We start from the raw sequence: 18,134 nt of genomic DNA on the forward strand, positions 1-18,134 counted from the left end.
TCCGCGTCGGGCGCGGCTCCTACAGGCGGAGTAGTCGGGGAGGAACCGCGACTGTCGTTCAGAGGGCAGCGGGTCAGCTTGCGGCGCAGTCTTCGGCTAAAAGCCGAGCGCCGAACGCAGTAAGTAGGCAAGCCACATCGCTCCCCAGGTGGCCAGAAAGCCCAACGCCAACACGACCTTCGCGACCGTCGCCAGGTAGCGAATGCGAATCCAGACGCTCTGGCCCGCCCACCAAGGTCGGAAAGCAGCCGAGAAGGGAACCGGAAGCGGATAAAGGGGAACTTGCGGAATCTCGCCAGTCATCTGGGTAGCGTCGCTCGCCGAAGGCAGGGCTTCAAACGATCCACTGCCTGCTATTCGTCGCGAACGCTACCTTCTTGCGCTTCGCACGCGACGTCAGGACCCCGGCTGTCGCTTGGCCCGGTCTTTTTTTCGCGGCGAGTTGCTCGCCCCGGCGTTCTGTTTCTTCGGCGACTCCTGTCGCTGGGCGACGGCGACCTTGCGGAGTTCGGCTTCGATCTCCGCATACGCCGGATCGCCCGCGAGGTTCTTCGCTTCGCGCGGATCGGCCTGCATGTCGTAAAGCTGGGCCGTCTCTTCGTCGCCCCACCAGGTGTAGCGATATTGCTCGGTCCGGACGGAGTACCCTCGGCGCTGGGCTCCGCGATGGACCTGCGTGACGGCGTGCTCCTTCACTCGCGTCTGCGGATCGTGCAGCGTCGGGACCAGGCTCGTACCCTCGACGTGCGAAGGAGCCTCGAAGCCGCAATAGTCGGCGAGCGTCGGATAGAGATCGATCAGTTCCGCCACGCCGGGCGCCGTCTGCCCCGCGCTCTTTCCGTCGGGCAGCGCGACGATCAGCGGCACCCGGGCGGAATTTTCGAACACGCTCATCTTCTGCCACAGGCCGTGGTCGTACATGTGGTAGCCGTGGTCGCTGGTCATCACCACGATCGTCTCGTCCGCCAGGCCCTGCTCCTCCAGCGCCGCGAGGACGCGTCCGACCTGCGCGTCCATGAAGCTGATCGAGGCCCAGTACGCCTGAATCGCTTCCCGGCGGAGGTCGTCGGACATCCCCTCCTGTTCCTTCTTGGCGCTGCCGTAGGCAGGCGCGGGAACGCGCTCGCGATCGGACGCGGAAAGCTCGGGAAGTTCGATCGATTCCTTGGGATACTTCTCGAAGTACGCCTTCGGCGCGACGTACGGCGTGTGCGGACGATAAAAGCCGACGGCGAGGAAGAAGGGATCGTCGCCCTGCTGCTTCAGCAGTTCGATGGCCGCGTCGGCGCCGATGGCATCGGTCTGCTCGGCGTCGGTTCCTTCCGCCGCGAGCCAGCTCAACGTTCCGCCGTAGCTGCCCGGCACGAGCGAGAAGACCTTGCCCTCTTCCGTCTTGTCGCGACCGATCGGATTGACCGTCTTGTCCCAGCTTTGCGGATCGTCCAGACCGCTGGTCCCGATCTGTCCCGGCACGCCGTAGTGATAGAGCTTGCCGACTCGGGCGACGAAATAGTCCTGCTCGCGAAAGAACTGCGGCAGCGTGATCAGGTCGGGATGAAACTCCCGGAAGTGCGGGGACCCGCCGTAGGCGCCGTCGGTCGCCCTGCCCGGGTTCGTATGAACGCCGGAGGAATCTGGTCGCAGCCCCGTCAGGAAGGACGTGCGGCTGGGGCTGCAGAGCGGGTACTGACAGTACGCCCGCTCGAAACGGACGCCCCGCTTCGCCAGGGCGTCGATGTGCGGCGTCTCGACCCGGGGATGGCCGTAGCATCCGAGATCGCAGTTCAGATCGTCCGCGATCAGGAACAGGACGTTCGGGCGGGCCGGCGCGTCAGGCTCCGCGGCGCTCGCCGTAAGACGCAGGTCAGTCGCCCCGAGACCAAGGGCGAGCGGGAGAGCGGCCAGAACCGTTCGCAGCAGACGAGGGCGTAACATGATGAGAAGATTCCCGCAGAGAAGTGAGAGAGCGGCCCTACAGCCGGAACGATCCGCCCGCCGATGATGCCGCCCGCGGGGTCGGTCGATGAATCGACGACGCCCGACAGTCGTCATTGAAGAACGGGCGAGCGGCGCCAGCAAGCTCTCGCCGGAGGCGTTACGACCGGAAAGCGCGGACGGGAACTCGCGTACAGGGCGGCGGAAAGCGCCTATTCGGGGCTCTCTCGGCGCTTAGAATTCCCTTGAATACAATCGATAAAGCGGAACCCGTGCAGGCCCGGACCGTCATTTCCGGCACTGCGGGGCGCTATCATGGCGTGCCATCGGCATTCGTCGAACTGCGCTTCGTGATCTGCGCCCCGTGACCTGCGCCTCCTGACCGGAATCTCGTTCGTACTCGTCGCTCTCGCGGAATTCGCGGGGCCTTTCTCTTTCGCTTCCGCCGCTTTCTTCGAGACCTCTGCATGTCCGAACGACCGGCCGACAACGGGCATCATCCCGGCGGAGTGAAACGCGTTCTGACGATTCCCAGCGAACCGGAAGCCGTCACCGATCTCGTGCACGAAGCGCTGGAGTATCTCGAACTCTACCAGTGGGAAGAGAAGGAAGTCTTCGGCATCCACTTGGCCGTCGAAGAGGCGGTCGTCAACGCCGCGAAGCACGGCAACAAGTACGACCCCGCGAAGCTGATCAACGTCGTCTACGAGGTCTCGCCGGAAAAGTTCGACATCCGCGTCGAGGACGAAGGGCCGGGATTCGATCCCGAAGCGGTGCCCGATCCGACGCTCGACGAGAACCTCGACAAGCCGAGCGGCCGCGGCCTGCTGATGATGCGGATGTATATGAACGGCGTCGAGTATCTCGGTCGCGGCAACGTGATCCAGATGCACAAGATCCGCGGCGTGCAGCCCGAAGCGCTGTTCGACGACGACGACGACGATGACGACGTCTGGGCCGACTGACGAGCGGTCTACGGCCGGCGTCATGCGTGGCGCCGAGGGCAATTTCGTCTGAGCGGAGGGTGATAACCCTCCGAGGACCGAATCAAGCGTCGAGCCCAACCTCGGGGGACTTTCGTCCCCCGCTCAGGAAATCGACGACACGGAAGATCGAACGTTCCGCAGTTCGACCGCTACGGCAGTTGCGTCGCTTCGCCGCCGTTACGAGAGCCAGCCGCGCGCCAGACGACGACGTCGATCGTGTCAGGCACGAAGCGGACCGAACCGTCGCACAGGCAGACCTGGACGCCGCCCGAGTGAAAGCTGCGAGCGGCCTTGAAGGCTGCGTACCGCGAGTAGCAGTCGACGTTCGTCTTGGAGTTGGGCGTCTGTCGATGCATGTACCCGGTGTCTCCGACGGCGCCGTCGGCCCAGGACTTGCCCCGCGTGAACTGAACGACGGCTCCGTCCGAGTTGCAGCTGCCGCTCGCGGAGTCGTCCAGCGTCGGGGCGTTCGCGTCCCAGACCATAGCGAGCTGAAAGTTCCTCGTTCCTCGAACGGCGCCCAGCGTGGAGCTCGCCGCGCCCTGTCCGACGGGAGACTCGCTGAACATGGCCGTGTTCGACAGTCCGTCCGTGATCGAGGCGAGTTTCAGTCGGGAGTCGGTGAAGAAGACGCCGTCGTTCTTTTCGTAGACGCCGCCGTTGATGCCCGATCCGTTGTTCCCGGCATAACTGTTCGGACCCCAGGCGACATCCCACTGTTCTCCCGGATCGGAGGGGCAGCGGAACGACGGAACCACGATCTTCACCACGTCGACGGCTGAAGGATCGACGACCACCGTCGGCGGCGGCGAATACAGAGCCTTCGACAGGTCGATCGCGTTGTAGACGTTCGACTGTTCGAGAAACGGGGTCAGCATCGCGAATTCCGACCAGCGATAGAACGACTTCTGCGTCGCGGTCGCCGTGCTCGGCATCGGCGCCTTGACGTTGTCGCGCTGCGACGGCAGGTACTTGAACGAGGCGACGTGATTATGTGCGGCGATACCGAGTTGCTTGAGATTGTTGCCGCAACTCATGCGGTTCGCCGCTTCCCGCGCCGCCTGCACCGCAGGCAGTAGCAGCGCGACGAGTACGCCAATGATCGCGATGACCACCAGCAACTCGACCAGGGTGAATCCCGGGGTTCTCCGGGAACGTGAAGAGCTCATGTAGTTGAAGACCTTATGTCGGTCGCCGCGCAGTTCAGGCGGCGTGATTCGAATGAGAGAAAGAAAGACGCGGGGGCGATCCGTTCGTCCGCGCCCCTGCGTCGGTCGAAGCATCCAGTGCGTGTCGCACTCACATGTAGCGTTCCCGGCGATCTGAATCGCCGCGTCGTCGGCGCACGGGCCGCTACCCTTTCGCGAGACGCGCTCTATCGATCAGGGAAGCTGCGTCGCTTCCCCGCCGCTGCAGGTTCCCGCCGCACGCCACACGACGAGATCGACGGTGTCGGGAACGAATCGCACCGAGCCGTCGCCCAACGTCGCCTGGGCGCCGCCCGCATGGGCGCTTCGGGCGGCGAACCACCCGAAGCCGTTCTTCATCACGTCGGCGATCTTGTAGTTCGGCGTCGCGTACGTGTTGAACGTCGAGGTATGCTCGCGTCCCCAGATCCAGGACCCGCCGCGGAAACCGTGCCAGCCCGTTCCGCCCGCGGCGGCGACGGCCAGATCGGGATCGTGACCGGGGGCGGTCGTGAAGCCCTGGCCCGGCGCTCCCATACCGCCTCCGCCGTACTGCCGCATCTGGCGCTTGCGATCGAGCGGCTGAGCGCCCGTGGAGTCCTGCCCGAGACCGAGCAGCGTCTCCGATACGAGAACCGTATTGGAGGATCCGTCGGTCATCGTCGCGAACCGGGTCTTGGACGCCCAGAAGAACATCCCGTCGGTCTTCGCACGCGTGTCGTACGTCGTGCCGACGCCTGACCCGGTGCAGACGACGTAGTTCGTCCCCGCGAACGTCGCCGAGTTGTACGCGGTGAAGATCCCGTCCTGTCCGTCGCTCGGGCAGCGAAAGACCGGCAGTTCGGTCGCGGCGACCGTCCGATGGACGGGGTTGAGCGTCTGACTTCCGCCCGACCCCTGCATCAGGGCGACGTCGAAGTCGACGAGGTCCTGCAAGTTCTGCTGTTCCATGAACGGCAGAAGACGACACTGCACCGAGAACCCGTACGTGCTGGAATCCGAAAGTCCCGGAAAGCAGCGATACGAGTCGTGATAGTTGTGCAGCGCCAGGCCGAACTGCTTGAGATTGTTCGAGCAGCTCATCCGGTTGGCCGCTTCGCGGGCGGCCTGCACCGCGGGCAGCAGCAGCGCGACGAGGACGCCGATGATCGCGATGACCACCAGCAACTCGACGAGCGTAAAGCCGTCGCGACGTGCGCGCAGACTCACAGACATAGGAGGGACTCCTTGAAAGATCGAAGACGAAAGACCGTCGGCCCGACTGCGTCGTACGCAGACTGCGTCATTCGCAGCAGGGGCAGACCTGCGGCACGTTCAGCACGAGCGTGGCGCCGAACGCGGTCTTATCGAATCCGTCTCCCTTTCGTTCCGGCGCTGCGTGATGCAGCGAGACCAGCACGAACGTCCCTTCCTTCGGCGTGAAACTGGCTTTGCCGTTCTCGTCCGTCATCCGTTCGAACTCGTCGTCGAACCCTTCCTGGAGCTCTTGCCCCCTCGGAATGAACGACAGCTTCGCGTTCGGCAGCGGCTTGCCTTCGAACAGAACCTGAACGTTCACCGGAGCGCCGGGGCCGAGCGTCGCCGGGTGCGAGAGCAGGACGATCTCGAGCGGGTGCCCGAGCGGTTTGGCGAACAGCTCGTCCCCTCCCAGCGACGGATTGTCGAGACTCTCCGCGGCGAGGAAGTAGGTCTTCGCGCTCTTGATCGCTCGCGTCGTGTTATGGAGCGTGTCGAGCGTATGCACGACCGCGTGGACGCCCGGTTCGCCCGGGACGAACCTCGCGGAGTAGTACCCTTCCTTCGGCGCGTAGCCCAGGTCGACCAGTTCGCTCTTCAGGTCGTAGGACTTCCCGCTCGGCGTGAGAACCGCCAGTGTGCAGGGTTCCAGGGAGATCTTGCTGGCAAGCTTGAAGTCGCGGTGGTCGTTGCCGTGATTGCCGAGCATCAGATCGGCATGGACGACGTCCGCCACCCGGACCAGCGACGTCTGCGTCTGGACCCAGGTATCGTGACCGAAGGCGAAGGGGCTCGAAACGAAACAGCAGAACAGGGCGGTCGCGAAGACCGGATTGAAATCGAATCGATAGCTCATGGATATCCTCGTGGCGTAAAGCGACTGCGGCGAGCTGCGCGAGCGCAGTGGATTCCAGCCGTCCGAACGACGGAGGAACACGGCGCGCAACAGGCCTTCAGCGCATGGAATTGACGGAACGCAGCGAGCCGTCGAGGATCATCCAGGCGGGCCGACGTAGCGAGGTCGGCAGGAAGCGAACGTCGCCTGGGGGGCGGGAAGCAGCGCGGAGACCGTCGTCTCCTGCGTCCATTCGATCGCGAGCGCCGGCACGAAGGGTTGCCCCGTACCGGTCCAGCTCGTCGCGACGCCGCGACACTTCATCGCCTGCAGCAGCACGATGCCCGTCGCTTCGTCCTTCGCAGAGCCGGCCTCTTCGCACTCGCCATCTTCTCCGCACGATGAGGCAGGGCGGGCGACGCTGCAGCAGGTCGCCTGCTTCGAAGTCGCCTTCTGAGCGCTGCAACACGATCCCGAAGCGACGCTGGCCGTCGTCGGTTCGCTCGCCTTCTTCGCGCAGCACGATCGCTTCGCCGGCGGAGCGTCGTCCGCGGGATCCGATCGCTGCTCCTCCGGATCGAAGAGGGGCGTCCCGGCGGGAGGCGTCACGCCGTTGGCCCGCGCCCAGGCGAGCTTTTCGTCCAGCGTGAAGCAGCAGCAGTCCGTCCAGCACGCGGCAGCCGATCGACAGCCGCACGCATGCGATTGGCACGGAAACGGGGCGCCGAACTTGTCGGGGGGCATGCCTGCAGGAAGCGGCACGCCCGACGTCACGATCGCGAACCAGACCGTCGCGGCCCAGACGTACGCCCGGCGCAATCGATCCGACCGGAACGGTCGGCGGGGAACGAACGCCCGCAAGGGATCGAACGCCGCGAGGTTCATCGATACGGCAGGAGGGGAGGGAAGTAGCGGATGTTCCTAGGGTAGTGCCCCCTCGGCGCCGGCGCCAGCATTCCGAGGGGCGTCGAATTGACGCGGCGGCGGCGATCCGCGCCGTTTCGTGCCACGCGGCGAGCGATTCGGCCCTTCGCGTCCGTCCTCGCCCCAAAACGCGGCTTATGCTTTCCCGAACGTTGACGCTCGGCCAGGACCGGATCGACGAGGGGTCGTCGTCGAGCCATCCGGTCGCTGAATTCCGCCAGGCGTCCCCTTCCCGCCTTCTTCCGTCGATGAGCGATCCAACCGACGTCAACGAATCGCTCGACCTGGTCGGGGTCGAAGTCGAGGATTTGATCGTCGGTCGCCGGCTCGACGACGCGATTCACGATTCGCGCGGCGTCTTCCTGCTGGCCGCCGGGGCGGTGATCACCCCCGAACTGAAGCGTCAGCTTCGCAGTCACGGAATCGACGACGTTCAGATCACGAAGTCGGACGCGCATCGCACCACTTCCACGACGCTAGACGAGTTCGTCGACGATCTGCCGCCCGAGTTGCCGCAGACCGAGCTGACCAGGCGGCTCGACGAGATCGTCGAGAGCGAACCGCTCGAACTCCGGACCGACGGAGTTCCGCTCCGCGATCGCCAGGAGCATCGCCGGCACGAATACGACGATCAGATGCGGCAGCATCTGCACGATCAGCACGGCAGCGTCTGCCGGGGTCTGGCCGACGCGCTCCGCGCGGTCGTCGCGGGCGAAACCGTCGGCGCCGGTCGGATCTCCCGCTTCGCGTCGAGCTACCTGAAGCACCTGATCAACGATCCGGACATCGTCCTCAGCGTCGCGGCCGAGGCGGTCAGCGGAGAGACCTCCTCCGACCAGGCGCTGAAGACGGCGCTCTTCTCCATGGCGCTCGGCGCGGAGATGGGCTGGAGCGAGGAAGACGTCCGCGACGTCGGCCTGATCGCGATGGTCCAGGACTGGGGGATGGAGCTGGTCGATCCGCGCATCCGCGAAGCGCCGCGTGCCCTGAATCGGCACGAGACGTTCGAGCTGATGAAGCATCCGATCTATTCGGTCGACCTGCTGGCTCGCCTGACCGCGCCGCCGAAGATGACGACCGTCGTCGCCTATCAGGTCCACGAACGCGTCGACGGTTCGGGCTATCCCCGCGGTCGCGAGGACCGCATGATTCACCCCTTCGCCAAGACGATCCAGGTCGCCGACGCTTACGTGGCGATGACGTCGTCCCGGCCCTGGCGCGAAGCGATGATGCCCTACGCGGCGCTCGAATGCCTGCTGCGTCAGGCGAAAAAGCGTCAGGTCGACGGACGCGTCGTCCGGGCCCTGCTGCAGCTCATCTCGCTTTTCCCGATCGGCAGCTTCGTTAGCCTCTCCGACGGCAGCGTCGCGCAGGTCATGCGCCGCAACGGCGACGACTACACGCGCCCGCTGGTGAAACGCCTGCAGGACGAACGCGGGCGAAACCTGCGAGAGCGCGAGCTGTGCGACCTGGCGGAGCAGGGACTCTCCATCGCCAGCGCGCTCCCCACGCCCGGCCGGGCCGAACGCCGCTTCGACGAATCGACGCTGACCCGCTACCTGACGCCGCCCTCGACGGATCGGGGCCAGCGCGTCGTCCACGCACCGGCGTAGAGCGCTCCCCGGGACCTACTTCCCAGCCGTCTGCTTCGACAGCACGTCCAGCATGGCCGGAACGAACAGCGGCAGATCGTCGGGCTTGCGACCGCTGACCAGGTGGCCGTCGACCACGACGGGGGCGTCTTCCCAAATCGCGCCGGCGTTCTCCAGGTCGTCCTTGATGCCGGGCGAGCCGGTGACACGTTTGCCGCGATAGATCCCCGCGGAGATCGCGATCCAGCCGCCGTGACAGATCGCAGCGACCAGCTTGCCCTCCTCGTGAAAGCTGCGGACCAGCTTCAGGACCAGCGGGTCCCGGCGGAGCTTGTCGGGCATGAACCCGCCCGGCAGCAGCACGCCGTCGAAGTCGCGAGCCTCCATGTCCGGAATGGCGGCGTCCGAGACGCACGGATATCCGTGCTTGCCGGAATACTTCTGCCCGGCGACGGGCGCGGCGACCGTCACCTTGGCGCCCGCCTCCATGAGCCGGTACTTCGGATACCAGAGTTCGAGATCCTCGTAGATCTCTTCGACGAACGTGAGGATGCGGTAGGTCGGGCGGGACGTCATGAGGCAGCTCCTTCTTAGGCAAGGTCGGCAGCGCCGAGAGTCGCGCCGCCGCTGCGTTCATGCTACCCGAGTCTCGAAGATCGCGGCCGCTCAACGCTGAAGTCCGCCACCTGCCGGATCGAGAGAACTGGGCGACGAAGAACCTTCGGGAGCAGCCAATTCGGTCTTCATCTCGGCCAAAAGCTCGACTAGCTCCTTCTGTTCTCGAGCCGTCTCCATTGCCAGTTCACGAGTTCGCTGGAGATCGTACTCCTGCAGCGCGAACTGAAACGCCGCCTGATCCAGTTCATCGGATGAGGCGTCCCGCTTCCAGGCATCCGCCAACGCCTTCTCTTTGATGAAGTAATCGTCCTGCTCTGTCCGCAAGTGCTGCTGGAGCCTTGATGAGAATGCGATTAAGGCTCTCGACTCGGCTTCTGCGGTGCGCCGTAGCCAGCCGACACGGTCCAGTCCTTGCTGACGACCTGCATCCGCGGGGTCGATCGCTTTCAGATTCTCCGTCGTCGCCTTAAGCTCCGATCGCAGTTCGTCTACAGAGTAGGCGAGCGCGGGCCGTTGCGTTTCGCGGGACACCGGCGGAATCCAGCCTTTCTCGAATGCCGCATCGACGGAACCGGCCTCGCCGCGCATCTGAGCGCCGATTCTGTACAAACGCAGAAGTTGGTCGGCGAGCTGTCGCTTTATTTCTGGATCCTTCGCCGCGTCGAGTTGCGCTTTGACCGATCGAGAAGTCTGTTCGGCAAAGAACAGCAGCCGGCGAATATCGTCCCGCATCGCGGAAGCTTCGCTCTCGTAGATCTCGATTGTTTTCTTTACGCCGTCCTCGGCGGCGTCGGCAGGACTGATCGAGGAGAGATGGGCTTTCATCTCGCGAATCGCCTGCTCCTTCGTTCGCAGCGCCGCAGCGGTCTCGCGGACTTGTTTCAGAAAGTCCGGACCCTGGACGGCGTCTTCGGTCGTCGACTCCGCGGCCGGATCGATCTCCGCTGCAGCGCGAACGCGTTCGAACTCGTAATAGAAAACGCCGCGCGCAGGGGCGACGTTTGCGAAAGAGGGACCGTTGCCGGGTCCCTGCACGACACGCAGCGATCCCTCCTTGATCTCGTAGCGATAGCGGAACGCCCGTTCGACGAGCGACGGACCTGACGGCAGGTCCGTCACGCGAAACGTGCGGAACTCGTTTGGCGCGTCGTCCAGGTACTCGACGACGTAACGGAGGTCCTCCCGCCCCTTTCGTCGCACGACCAGGTTGTCTCCCTCGAAGACCCATTCAGTTTCAGCGATGTTCGAATCGGGGTGGTCGACGATCTTATGATGCGTCATCCGCCACGTTCCCTGTAGGCCAGGAGGGGCGGAAGCCGATTGGGATCCTTCCTCACGATCAGGCGTCGCGGCAGGACCTGACTGCGGGGACGCATTATCTATTCGCTCGAACTCGAAGAGTTGATCGGAGCGGTCGGGAGCCGCGACCTCGGGAAAGCTCGTCGCCTCCGGTGAGCCCCGCATGACCACGCGCAGTTCCGTGCCGCGGATCTCGTACCGCGCTAACCGGCGCTCTCCTCTCCAGGCGGCTGACGATCCGATTCTCGTGAATGCACCAGGGATCTCGTCAGAATGCTCGATCTGGAACACGAAGCGGATCGGCTCGCCGACCTTCTGAGGCCTTGTCTCCGTCAACGTATTTGCGTCGAAGGTCCAGGTTATCTCAGCTGTCGGGGGCAGGAAGCTGTCTCCCAGCGACGGCGACAGACGGGTGACGCGCCAGGAGCCCTGCAACGCGGTCGGGTCATCGCTCCGCTCTTCCGCCGCGCTCGACCATTCACGATCATGATGCACGTCCAACTTCGGCAGCGACGCCAATGCCCGCTCGTACTGCTGCAAAACGACCTCCTGCCGCGCGACGTCGGACTGGGCGGCCTTGAGTTCGGCCTCGACCTTGACGAGTTCGCCCTGCGGCATGGCGCCGGTGTCGACGAGCGTCAGCGTCCGGTCGTAGCTCGCCTGGGCGCCGCTGAGCTTCGCCTTCAGCGATTCCAGTTCCAGCTTCAGCGCCTGCTGCCGGGCGTCGAATTCCTGCCGCAACAGCTCGAGTTGCCGGCGGATCAGCGCCAGACGCACCTCTGACCCGTCGGGCGTCCCGTCGCGTTCGATCGCCTGTGCCTGACCCGTCAGTTCGGCGATCTCCCGGGCCAGCGACGTCGCTGCCGCGAACGCGTCGCCGCGGCCCTGAACGTCGGACGCCGTCCGCTCAAAATCCGTTCCGCCGTCCCCTGCCCTCTCCGCGGCGTCGCCCGCAGGAATCGATGCGACGTCGGCACGCGGCGACGAAGGTTCTTCGCCCGCCGTCTCCGGCCATTCGAGCGCCGGGTCGAGCAAGACCTCCATCCGCCGATCGATCACGGCGTTCTCGATCCGCTCGCGTCGCGCGAGGTTCTCTTCGATCTTCGCCAGCCGGTCGCGCAGGTCCGCCGCCTCTTCGCGTTGCAGCGTCAATCGCAACGCGAACGCCTGGGCGACCGCCCGGCGGAGGTCGTCGACCTTCTCCCGGCGTTCCCGATCGGATGCCGCCCGGGCTGCCTCCGCCGCCCTCTGGACGTCGGCTTCGACGCCCGTCAGATCGGACCGCAGCTTCGCGACGTTCGCGGCCCGATCAGGCGGCGCCTTCGCAGCCGCGTTCTCGGCCCCGGGCGTCGCTGCGACGGGCTGATCGAGTTTCTCCAGCAGCGCGATCGCCGCCTGGACGTGCGCGTACTTCGTCGCGGGGGGCGCCGACAGGATAATCGAGTTCGTCCGGTCGTCGCTGGCGATTCGGATCGCCGGATCGAGCTTCAGCGATTCCAGCAGCTTCGCCGTTTCGCCCGCCGACGCGTACTGAAGTTGAACGACGACGGTTTGGGATTCGTCAGCCGGCGGCTTCACCTCTTCGCCGACCTTACTCACGCGGACCTGCACGGTCGCCTCGGGGAGCGTCGCCTTGACGATCTTCTCGATCGACTCGGCGGAATCGAACGGCGCCGTGCCGGACATGGAAGCGCCCAGCGCTCCCTGGAACTGCTGGTTGACGAAGCGAACCCGCGGGTTCGCTTCGCTTATCGCCCGCTGGACGATCGCGAACTGGTCCTCCGTCGCCGGATGCCATTGAATGGTGACCGCGGCGGTCGCCTGATCGTCCGCGGCAGCAATCGCTTCGACGGCGCGGGCGGCGTCGCTCGCCTGTCCCAGAGGCGACGCCTCGTAGGCACGAATGAGCACGCCCCAGTCGATGGGGAACTGGGCGGTCAGCGCCTGCTGGGTCACCGTTCCGGCGGAAGGCCCCAGCGATCGAGTCGGCGGGCCGTTCGACGCCGGGCTGATCACGATCGCCAGTCCTTCGACGCCGGGGAGCGAGACCGGCACGACCGCCGACTGATCCGACCGCAGCACGAGCGAACCGACGTAACGTTCGGACTCCCCGGTCGGAGCAGCCGCGGCGCCGTCGTCGCTCTGCCGATCCTCCTCGCTTCTGGCTCGCCAGCCTACGATCGCCACGTGATCGGTTCGCGGACTGGGCGGACTCGCTTCCGCGGCGTAGGGACTGGAGGGATCCGCGGTCGGCGGCGGGAACGACTTCTCCATCGCGACGGCCAGCAGGTACCAGGTCGCATTCTCCCGCGTCCCGTCGGCCGCTCGTTCAGCGAACGAAACCTGGACGGCGCCGAGCGCTTCGACCCCCTGGTCGGCCAGCTTCAGATCGACGGCCCGCGCCGCGAGAGTCTGGCGAACGAGGCCGAGCCTCTGCATATCCTCCGTCAACGAACGAGCGCCCTGCTGTTCGAAGACCGACGCGTATCCCGCGCGAAACAGGGAGGTCCCTGCCTGCTTCAGATCGAACACCTGCTGCGACGTCGACCTCGCCAGTCGATCCGCCGCGGCGCGATCGCCGGCCTTCGTCCAGTCGTTCTCGATCAGCAGGAACTTCGCCGCGAAGGGGGACGACGGAGGGGCCTGTGCAAGCTGCGTGATAATCCTTCCGCCTGGAAACTCCTGAAGCGTGACGCTCGCCATGCGACCGAACGCCTCCCGCAGTCGACGATCGCTTGACGCTAGATCCGCATCAGAGGGCGGCGCGACGGACCACGTCGATGAGCCGTCGCCGCGCTTCCCGGATTCGCGAACGTCGAATCCTTCCGCTTCGAGGGTCTCCCGAATCGACCCCGGTTCGAAACTCGGATGCAACTGAACTTCGAATCGCCACGACGGAACCGGTTGGCGGGGCGGCGCTGCCTGACCGATCGGCGCGTCGGGCTCGACCGAAGGCGCCGGAGGATCGAGAGTCGCAGGCGATGCAGCTGGTTCGGCCCCGGACGGCGGCGACGGCTCCTGGCTTCGAACTACCGCGCTCTGCGAGAATGCGACGAGGATCGCCGCCGCCAGCACGTGCGAGATTCGCGATCGATGGTCGAGCATCGGTTCGTTCCTTCGGACAGAGAAGATCGGCTGCGAAGAGCGAGTCGGCATCGGGTTCATCTTCGTTCTCATGGCGCTTCGAAGAGCTTCACGCTCTCCGCCTCCAGGCGTTCGACTTCGTTTCGGATCGAGTTCAGCGTCTCGGCATCGGCGTCGCCCCAGTCGACGGCGTCCTGATGCGTAGGGGGTTCCGTCGTGGAATCGCCTGGCGATTCCGGACCAGCGAGCCCGATCGACGGACCGCTGGACGCTGAAGATCCTTGGAGATCGGGACGACCGAGCGCCGCGAAGGTCGCCAGCGCGATCGCGCCGCTCACCAGCAGCGCCGTCGATCCGCCGATGAGGGCCAGCCTCTGCTTGCGATCGAGGAACCGACGCTTGGGCTTCGCGACGAGCCGGGCGACCTCGTCCGGCAGCGGGGTCTTCGCCGGGTCCTGCAGATGAGCCAGGCATTCGCCGAACACGCGAGTCGCTTCGGCTGCGCTGTCGAACCGGGCGGTCGCCTCCTTCGCGTGCAGCTTGGCGATCAACGCCGCCAGCCAGTCGGGAAGCTCCGGGACGATCTCCCGCAGCGGACGGGCGGTCTCGTCGGTGATCCGCCGCAGCACGGCCAGGCTGGTTTCTGCACGGAACGGAGGTCGTCCCGCCGCCATCGCGTAGAGCGCGCTGCCGAGGCTGAACAGATCGCTCCGGGCGTCGATCGACTCCCCGCGAGCCTGCTCCGGCGACATGTACTGCGGCGTGCCGCTGACGGCGCCGGTGCGGGTCAGGCTGGCATCGTCGGCCGCGCGGGCGAGACCGAAGTCGGTCAGCTTCAGCCGCTCGACCCCCTCTTCCAGCAGGATGTTCGCCGGCTTGACGTCGCGATGGACCAGGCCCTGGGCATGCGCCGCGGCGAGACCGGCAGCGACCTGATGCCCGACGCGAAGAATCTCCGCCGTGCCGAACGGTCCCACGCGATCGATCCGCCGTTGCAGCGATTCGCCGCGAACGTACTCCATCACCAGGTAGGGGAGCCCCTCCCGCTCGGCGACGGCGTGGATGGCGACGACGTTTTCGTGCACGACCGCCGCGGCTGCCTGCGCCTCCCGGGCGAAGCGTCTTCGCGCGGTGGCTGACGCCGCCAAGTGGGGCGCCAGGACCTTGATCGCCACGAAGCGGTTCAGCGCGCGGTCGTGTGCCTTGAGGACCACGCCGAAGCCGCCGCGTCCGACCACGCCGACGATCTCGTACGTTCCGAGTCGCCCCAGCGAATGCAGATCGTCCGTCGGCGCGAGACTCGAAAGGACCAGCGCCGTTTCGTCGGGATGCCGACGATCGAAGTTATCGAGCGATCCGCCCGGCCGGCTGACGTCGGCGGCATGATCGAGTTCGTCGTCGGTCAGCCAGACCTTCACGTCGTTCCATTCCAGATCTCCGGCTGCCGAGCGCGACAGAGCCTCCCGGCACGCAGGGCATTCGTCGAGATGAACGGTGAGCTGCGATTCCTCCTCGGGCGTCGCCGACGCGTCGAGGAAGCGTTCCAGCGATTCGGGAGAGCAGGCCATGCGCGGCGCGGTCATCGACTCTCCTCCCCGGCTGGGCCGTGCATCGGCGATTCGCCTTCCCGTTCTCCGCCTTCCAATTCCGTGGCCCGCTGACGCAGACGCTTCATGACCCGGCTACGAGCGGCGTAGACGGCGCCGATCGACTTGTTCATCTCTTCTGCCGCCCGTTCGCAAGATTGCCCGAGGGTCGTCGTCCGCCGAAAGATCTCCCACGTGTCGGCGTCCACTTCGTGCTCCACCTGCCGCGCTGCGTAGCGGAACATCTCCCGGCGACGTTCGAGTTCCAGCGACTCGGTCAGCCGTTCATCTTTTCCGGGACGACCTGCGAGCAGTTCGATGCCGCTCGATCCGCCCCGCGCCCGATCGCGAGGCGCCCTCGTCAGTGCGTTGAGGACAGCATTGCGGGCGATCGTGCGGAGCCAGCCACGGAAGCGAACGCCCGGCTCCCGACGTTCCCAGCGTTCGACCGCCTGCGACACGGACAGCAGCGTCTGCTGGGCCAGATCCTGGGCGTCGGCGTCCTGCAGGCCTGCGCGTCGGGCCAGTCGATAGGCGACGGGCCAGTAGATGGCGACGAATTCCTGCCAGGCCTCGCGATCCGCCGGATTGCGGACGCGGGCGAGCAGGCTGTCTCGCGTTTCTGCCGTCTCGTTCACAAGCGCGGATCCTTTCGCTCTAGTGAACACCGGCCGATCGCGGTTCTGACGCGGAAGGCGGAAAAAATTCGCGGTGTCCGCCGCAGCGACAGCCTGAGGAGAATGCGATGGAGGCGGAACAGCTTGCCCGGATCGAGCGATTGCTCACGGAGATTCGCGATCTTCAGCAGGCCCACTTCGACCGGTACAAGGAGTTTACCGGGCGGCTGATGGAGTCCGACCAGCGGAGCCAGCAGTTCCTCGCCGAACAACTCGCCTACCAGGACGAATTGCGAGTCTTCATGCGGAACTCGCAGAAGATCGCAGCCCTTTCGTCGATCGGTATCGCGATCCTGATAGCCGTCGCTATCTTCGGGGCGCTGCTGGTGTCGCAATTGTCGTCATGAAGGAGTCGATGGACGGAGCGAACTTGACGGAGACAGAGAGCGCCGTCCCGCGCCGCTGGTTGTTCGTCTGCGGCAAGAACCTTCGGCGAAGTCCGACCGCCGCGGCGATCTACGCGAACGACCCGCGGGTCGAAGTGCGGTCGGCCGGCGTCCGTCCGCAAAGCCGGCGGATCGTGACGCAGCGCGATCTCGACTGGGCGACGCTGGTCGTCGTGATGGAGCGCAAGCACGCCGCTCGGCTGCAGGAGCGGTTCACGCATCGTCCGCTGCCGCCGATCGTCTCGCTCGATATCGAGGACGAATACGAGCTTATGGACGAGGAACTGGTCGAGCGAATCCGGCAAGGCTGCGAAGAGCTTCTCGACGGTGCATAACGTCGCCTGAGTCGCCGGCGTCGTGCGGTTCCCAGGGGCGAGCCTCCCGCCGATCTGTCGAAGGCGAACGTCGGCTGATAGGATTCAACCCGTCTCTCCTCAGGAACGAAGCGCCATGGACGATGCCTCCCCGCAGTGGAAGCCGGTCGACGAAACCTCCCGCCGGATTCTCGGCGTGATGATCGAGAAGGCGAAGACGACGCCGAACGCCTATCCGCTGACGCTCAATTCGCTCACGACCGGCTGCAACCAGAAGAACAACCGCGACCCGGTCATGACCCTGGAAGAGGAGATCGTCGAGGACGTCTGCGAACGCCTGCGCGAAGCCGGGGCGCTCGTGCAGATCGAAGGCTCGGGTCGCGTCAGCAAGTACCGCCACAACCTTTACGACTGGTTCGGGGTGGAGAAGGTCGAACTGTCGATCCTGGGCGAGCTGCTGCTCCGCGGCGCGCAGACCGTCGGCGACCTGCGCCAGCGGGCGAGCCGCATGGATCCGATCGAGAGCCTGGACGAACTCTCCACCCTGCTCGCGAAACTGCAGGAGAAGGGGCTCGTCGAAGCGCTCTCTCCGCCCGGTCGCGGACAGATCGTGACGCACACGCTCTATCTGCCGCACGAGCGGCAGTGGGTCCGCAAGCGTCACGGCCTGGCGCCCGACGCCACCTTCAGCGGCATCGGGACGAGCGTCGCCGGATCGCCGGTAGCAGCATCGCCAGGCGGAGCGCCGCAGGCAGCCCCCTCGCAGGTCAGCGAACCGGAACGAGCGCCTGCCCCGACGCCGGCTCCCGCGCGGCCGGATATGCCCGTTGCGTCCGCCCCGACGGCGCCCGAGCCCGAAGAATCGGCTCCCTATCGGGCCCCGCTGTCGCCGTCAGCCGCCCGGCAGGAACAACAGTCGCGTCAGCAAGCGCAGGAGCCTCGCATCACGCGCGAAGAGTTCGACGAACTGGTCCAGAAAGTCGCCGAGCTCGAAGCGACGGTCGAGAAGCTCTCCGACACGATCCGGTCGATCATTTCGTAACCGTCATGCGTCTACGGCGTCGGGTCGTCCGCGACGAGCAGGAAGCAGAACTTCGCCAGCGGCCAGGCCGCAGCGACGGCGGCGAAGTAGAGCGCCGTCAGGCCCGGTCCGAACAGCGGGCCGCAGAGCATCGTCTTCGCGAGCGTTCGCGTCGTGACGATCGCGGCGATCAGCGACCCGCCCTGCACGGCGAGCGGGACGATCGGCACGGGCAGCGAAAAAACGCCGAGCGCGTCCGCGAGCCAGAACCCGACCGCCGCGAGGAACGGCAATGGGTAGCAGAGCAGGAAGGTCGTTCCGAGGGCGCGGCCCGCGAACGACCCGGCAGCGGGACCTTCGTTCGCCGAAGCGTCGAGCCCGGGAGCGGCGTACGGATTGACGATGGGATTGGCGATCATCTCGCTCCTCTCCTCAAGGCGGGAACGCCCGGGAT

Annotated in this window: 16 protein-coding genes; 5 read left to right on the forward strand and 11 right to left on the reverse strand. The window is 65.9% G+C overall.

The features are described from left to right. Window positions 1-96: 96 nt before the first annotated feature. Both SH602x_RS08865 and SH602x_RS08870 read right to left on the reverse strand, forming a co-directional pair. On the reverse strand, window positions 97-303 hold the full coding sequence (locus SH602x_RS08865; RefSeq protein WP_479476441.1) for a hypothetical protein: 207 nt from the start codon (window positions 301-303) through the stop codon (window positions 97-99). A gap of 93 nt (window positions 304-396) precedes the next feature. Beyond that, complete coding sequence (locus SH602x_RS08870) at window positions 397-1,935, reverse strand: sulfatase (protein WP_479476442.1); 1,539 nt, start codon at window positions 1,933-1,935, stop codon at window positions 397-399. A gap of 467 nt (window positions 1,936-2,402) precedes the next feature. Here SH602x_RS08870 and SH602x_RS08875 point away from each other — a divergent pair, with 467 nt between their 5' ends. Next, window positions 2,403-2,900 carry an ATP-binding protein gene (locus tag SH602x_RS08875; RefSeq protein WP_479476443.1) on the forward strand — a complete coding sequence of 166 codons (498 nt, stop codon included), beginning with the start codon at window positions 2,403-2,405 and terminating at the stop codon, window positions 2,898-2,900. 170 nt (window positions 2,901-3,070) lie between these two features. Here the strand turns inward: SH602x_RS08875 and SH602x_RS08880 are convergent, their stop codons facing one another. The 4 genes from SH602x_RS08880 to SH602x_RS08895 form a co-directional block, all read right to left on the reverse strand. Continuing rightward, complete coding sequence (locus SH602x_RS08880; protein WP_479476444.1) at window positions 3,071-4,090, reverse strand: DUF1559 family PulG-like putative transporter; 1,020 nt, start codon at window positions 4,088-4,090, stop codon at window positions 3,071-3,073. Between the two features lie 213 nt (window positions 4,091-4,303). Beyond that, the gene (locus SH602x_RS08885; protein WP_479476445.1) at window positions 4,304-5,323 is read right to left on the reverse strand and encodes a DUF1559 family PulG-like putative transporter; all 1,020 of its coding nucleotides are present in this window, start codon (window positions 5,321-5,323) and stop codon (window positions 4,304-4,306) included. Window positions 5,324-5,390: 67 nt separating this feature from the next. Further along, window positions 5,391-6,200 carry a DUF4198 domain-containing protein gene (locus tag SH602x_RS08890; RefSeq protein WP_479476446.1) on the reverse strand — a complete coding sequence of 270 codons (810 nt, stop codon included), beginning with the start codon at window positions 6,198-6,200 and terminating at the stop codon, window positions 5,391-5,393. A gap of 138 nt (window positions 6,201-6,338) precedes the next feature. Then, entirely contained in the window at window positions 6,339-7,064 is a 726-nt protein-coding gene (locus tag SH602x_RS08895) for a hypothetical protein (protein WP_479476447.1), read from the reverse strand. 287 nt (window positions 7,065-7,351) lie between these two features. On the opposite strand from SH602x_RS08895, the gene SH602x_RS08900 reads away from it, so the two are divergent. Further along, window positions 7,352-8,716 (forward strand): HD-GYP domain-containing protein, encoded by a 1,365-nt coding sequence (locus SH602x_RS08900; RefSeq protein ID WP_479476448.1) that lies wholly within the window; start codon window positions 7,352-7,354, stop codon window positions 8,714-8,716. A 15-nt stretch (window positions 8,717-8,731) separates the two neighbouring features. On the opposite strand, the gene SH602x_RS08905 is transcribed toward SH602x_RS08900, so the two are convergent. The 4 genes from SH602x_RS08905 to SH602x_RS08920 all read right to left on the reverse strand — a co-directional run bounded on the left by SH602x_RS08905 (window position 8,732) and on the right by SH602x_RS08920 (window position 15,920). Continuing rightward, window positions 8,732-9,271, reverse strand: a complete 540-nt coding sequence (locus SH602x_RS08905) for a type 1 glutamine amidotransferase domain-containing protein (protein ID WP_479476449.1) — start codon at window positions 9,269-9,271, stop codon at window positions 8,732-8,734. Window positions 9,272-9,361: 90 nt separating this feature from the next. Beyond that, a complete protein-coding gene (locus SH602x_RS08910) occupies window positions 9,362-13,315 on the reverse strand; it encodes a secretin N-terminal domain-containing protein (RefSeq protein WP_479476450.1) in 3,954 nt (1,317 codons plus the stop codon). A gap of 470 nt (window positions 13,316-13,785) precedes the next feature. Then, entirely contained in the window at window positions 13,786-15,279 is a 1,494-nt protein-coding gene (locus tag SH602x_RS08915) for a serine/threonine-protein kinase (RefSeq protein WP_479476451.1), read from the reverse strand. Then, a complete protein-coding gene (locus SH602x_RS08920) occupies window positions 15,276-15,920 on the reverse strand; it encodes an RNA polymerase sigma factor (RefSeq protein ID WP_479476452.1) in 645 nt (214 codons plus the stop codon). Before SH602x_RS08920 ends, SH602x_RS08915 begins: the two co-directional genes overlap by 4 nt. 107 nt (window positions 15,921-16,027) lie before the next feature. Between SH602x_RS08920 and SH602x_RS08925 the strand changes: the two genes are divergently transcribed. The 3 genes from SH602x_RS08925 (at window position 16,028) to SH602x_RS08935 (ending at window position 17,701) form a co-directional block, all read left to right on the forward strand. After that, on the forward strand, window positions 16,028-16,306 hold the full coding sequence (locus SH602x_RS08925; protein ID WP_479476453.1) for a hypothetical protein: 279 nt from the start codon (window positions 16,028-16,030) through the stop codon (window positions 16,304-16,306). A gap of 8 nt (window positions 16,307-16,314) precedes the next feature. Continuing rightward, window positions 16,315-16,680, forward strand: a complete 366-nt coding sequence (locus tag SH602x_RS08930; protein WP_479476454.1) for a protein tyrosine phosphatase — start codon at window positions 16,315-16,317, stop codon at window positions 16,678-16,680. Between the two features lie 115 nt (window positions 16,681-16,795). Beyond that, entirely contained in the window at window positions 16,796-17,701 is a 906-nt protein-coding gene (locus tag SH602x_RS08935; RefSeq protein WP_479476455.1) for a DUF480 domain-containing protein, read from the forward strand. Between the two features lie 11 nt (window positions 17,702-17,712). Here SH602x_RS08935 and SH602x_RS08940 read toward each other — a convergent pair whose 3' ends face one another. Further along, complete coding sequence (locus SH602x_RS08940; protein ID WP_479476456.1) at window positions 17,713-18,099, reverse strand: hypothetical protein; 387 nt, start codon at window positions 18,097-18,099, stop codon at window positions 17,713-17,715. Between the last annotated feature and the right edge of the window lie 35 nt (window positions 18,100-18,134).

It is taken from the genome of Lignipirellula cremea (assembly GCF_056501455.1).

Excerpts from the sequence above, each read along its gene's own strand:
- SH602x_RS08865 (WP_479476441.1), bottom strand. The coding sequence starts at position 303 with ATGACTGGCGAGATTCCGCAAGTTCCCCTTTATCCGCTTCCGGTTCCC.
- SH602x_RS08870 (WP_479476442.1), bottom strand. The coding sequence starts at position 1,935 with ATGTTACGCCCTCGTCTGCTGCGAACGGTTCTGGCCGCTCTCCCGCTC.
- SH602x_RS08875 (WP_479476443.1), top strand. The coding sequence starts at position 2,403 with ATGTCCGAACGACCGGCCGACAACGGGCATCATCCCGGCGGAGTGAAA.
- SH602x_RS08880 (WP_479476444.1), bottom strand. The coding sequence starts at position 4,090 with ATGAGCTCTTCACGTTCCCGGAGAACCCCGGGATTCACCCTGGTCGAG.
- SH602x_RS08885 (WP_479476445.1), bottom strand. The coding sequence starts at position 5,323 with ATGTCTGTGAGTCTGCGCGCACGTCGCGACGGCTTTACGCTCGTCGAG.
- SH602x_RS08890 (WP_479476446.1), bottom strand. The coding sequence starts at position 6,200 with ATGAGCTATCGATTCGATTTCAATCCGGTCTTCGCGACCGCCCTGTTC.
- SH602x_RS08895 (WP_479476447.1), bottom strand. The coding sequence starts at position 7,064 with ATGAACCTCGCGGCGTTCGATCCCTTGCGGGCGTTCGTTCCCCGCCGA.
- SH602x_RS08900 (WP_479476448.1), top strand. The coding sequence starts at position 7,352 with ATGAGCGATCCAACCGACGTCAACGAATCGCTCGACCTGGTCGGGGTC.
- SH602x_RS08905 (WP_479476449.1), bottom strand. The coding sequence starts at position 9,271 with ATGACGTCCCGCCCGACCTACCGCATCCTCACGTTCGTCGAAGAGATC.
- SH602x_RS08910 (WP_479476450.1), bottom strand. The coding sequence starts at position 13,315 with ATGGCGAGCGTCACGCTTCAGGAGTTTCCAGGCGGAAGGATTATCACG.
- SH602x_RS08915 (WP_479476451.1), bottom strand. The coding sequence starts at position 15,279 with ATGACCGCGCCGCGCATGGCCTGCTCTCCCGAATCGCTGGAACGCTTC.
- SH602x_RS08925 (WP_479476453.1), top strand. The coding sequence starts at position 16,028 with ATGGAGGCGGAACAGCTTGCCCGGATCGAGCGATTGCTCACGGAGATT.
- SH602x_RS08930 (WP_479476454.1), top strand. The coding sequence starts at position 16,315 with ATGGACGGAGCGAACTTGACGGAGACAGAGAGCGCCGTCCCGCGCCGC.
- SH602x_RS08935 (WP_479476455.1), top strand. The coding sequence starts at position 16,796 with ATGGACGATGCCTCCCCGCAGTGGAAGCCGGTCGACGAAACCTCCCGC.
- SH602x_RS08940 (WP_479476456.1), bottom strand. The coding sequence starts at position 18,099 with ATGATCGCCAATCCCATCGTCAATCCGTACGCCGCTCCCGGGCTCGAC.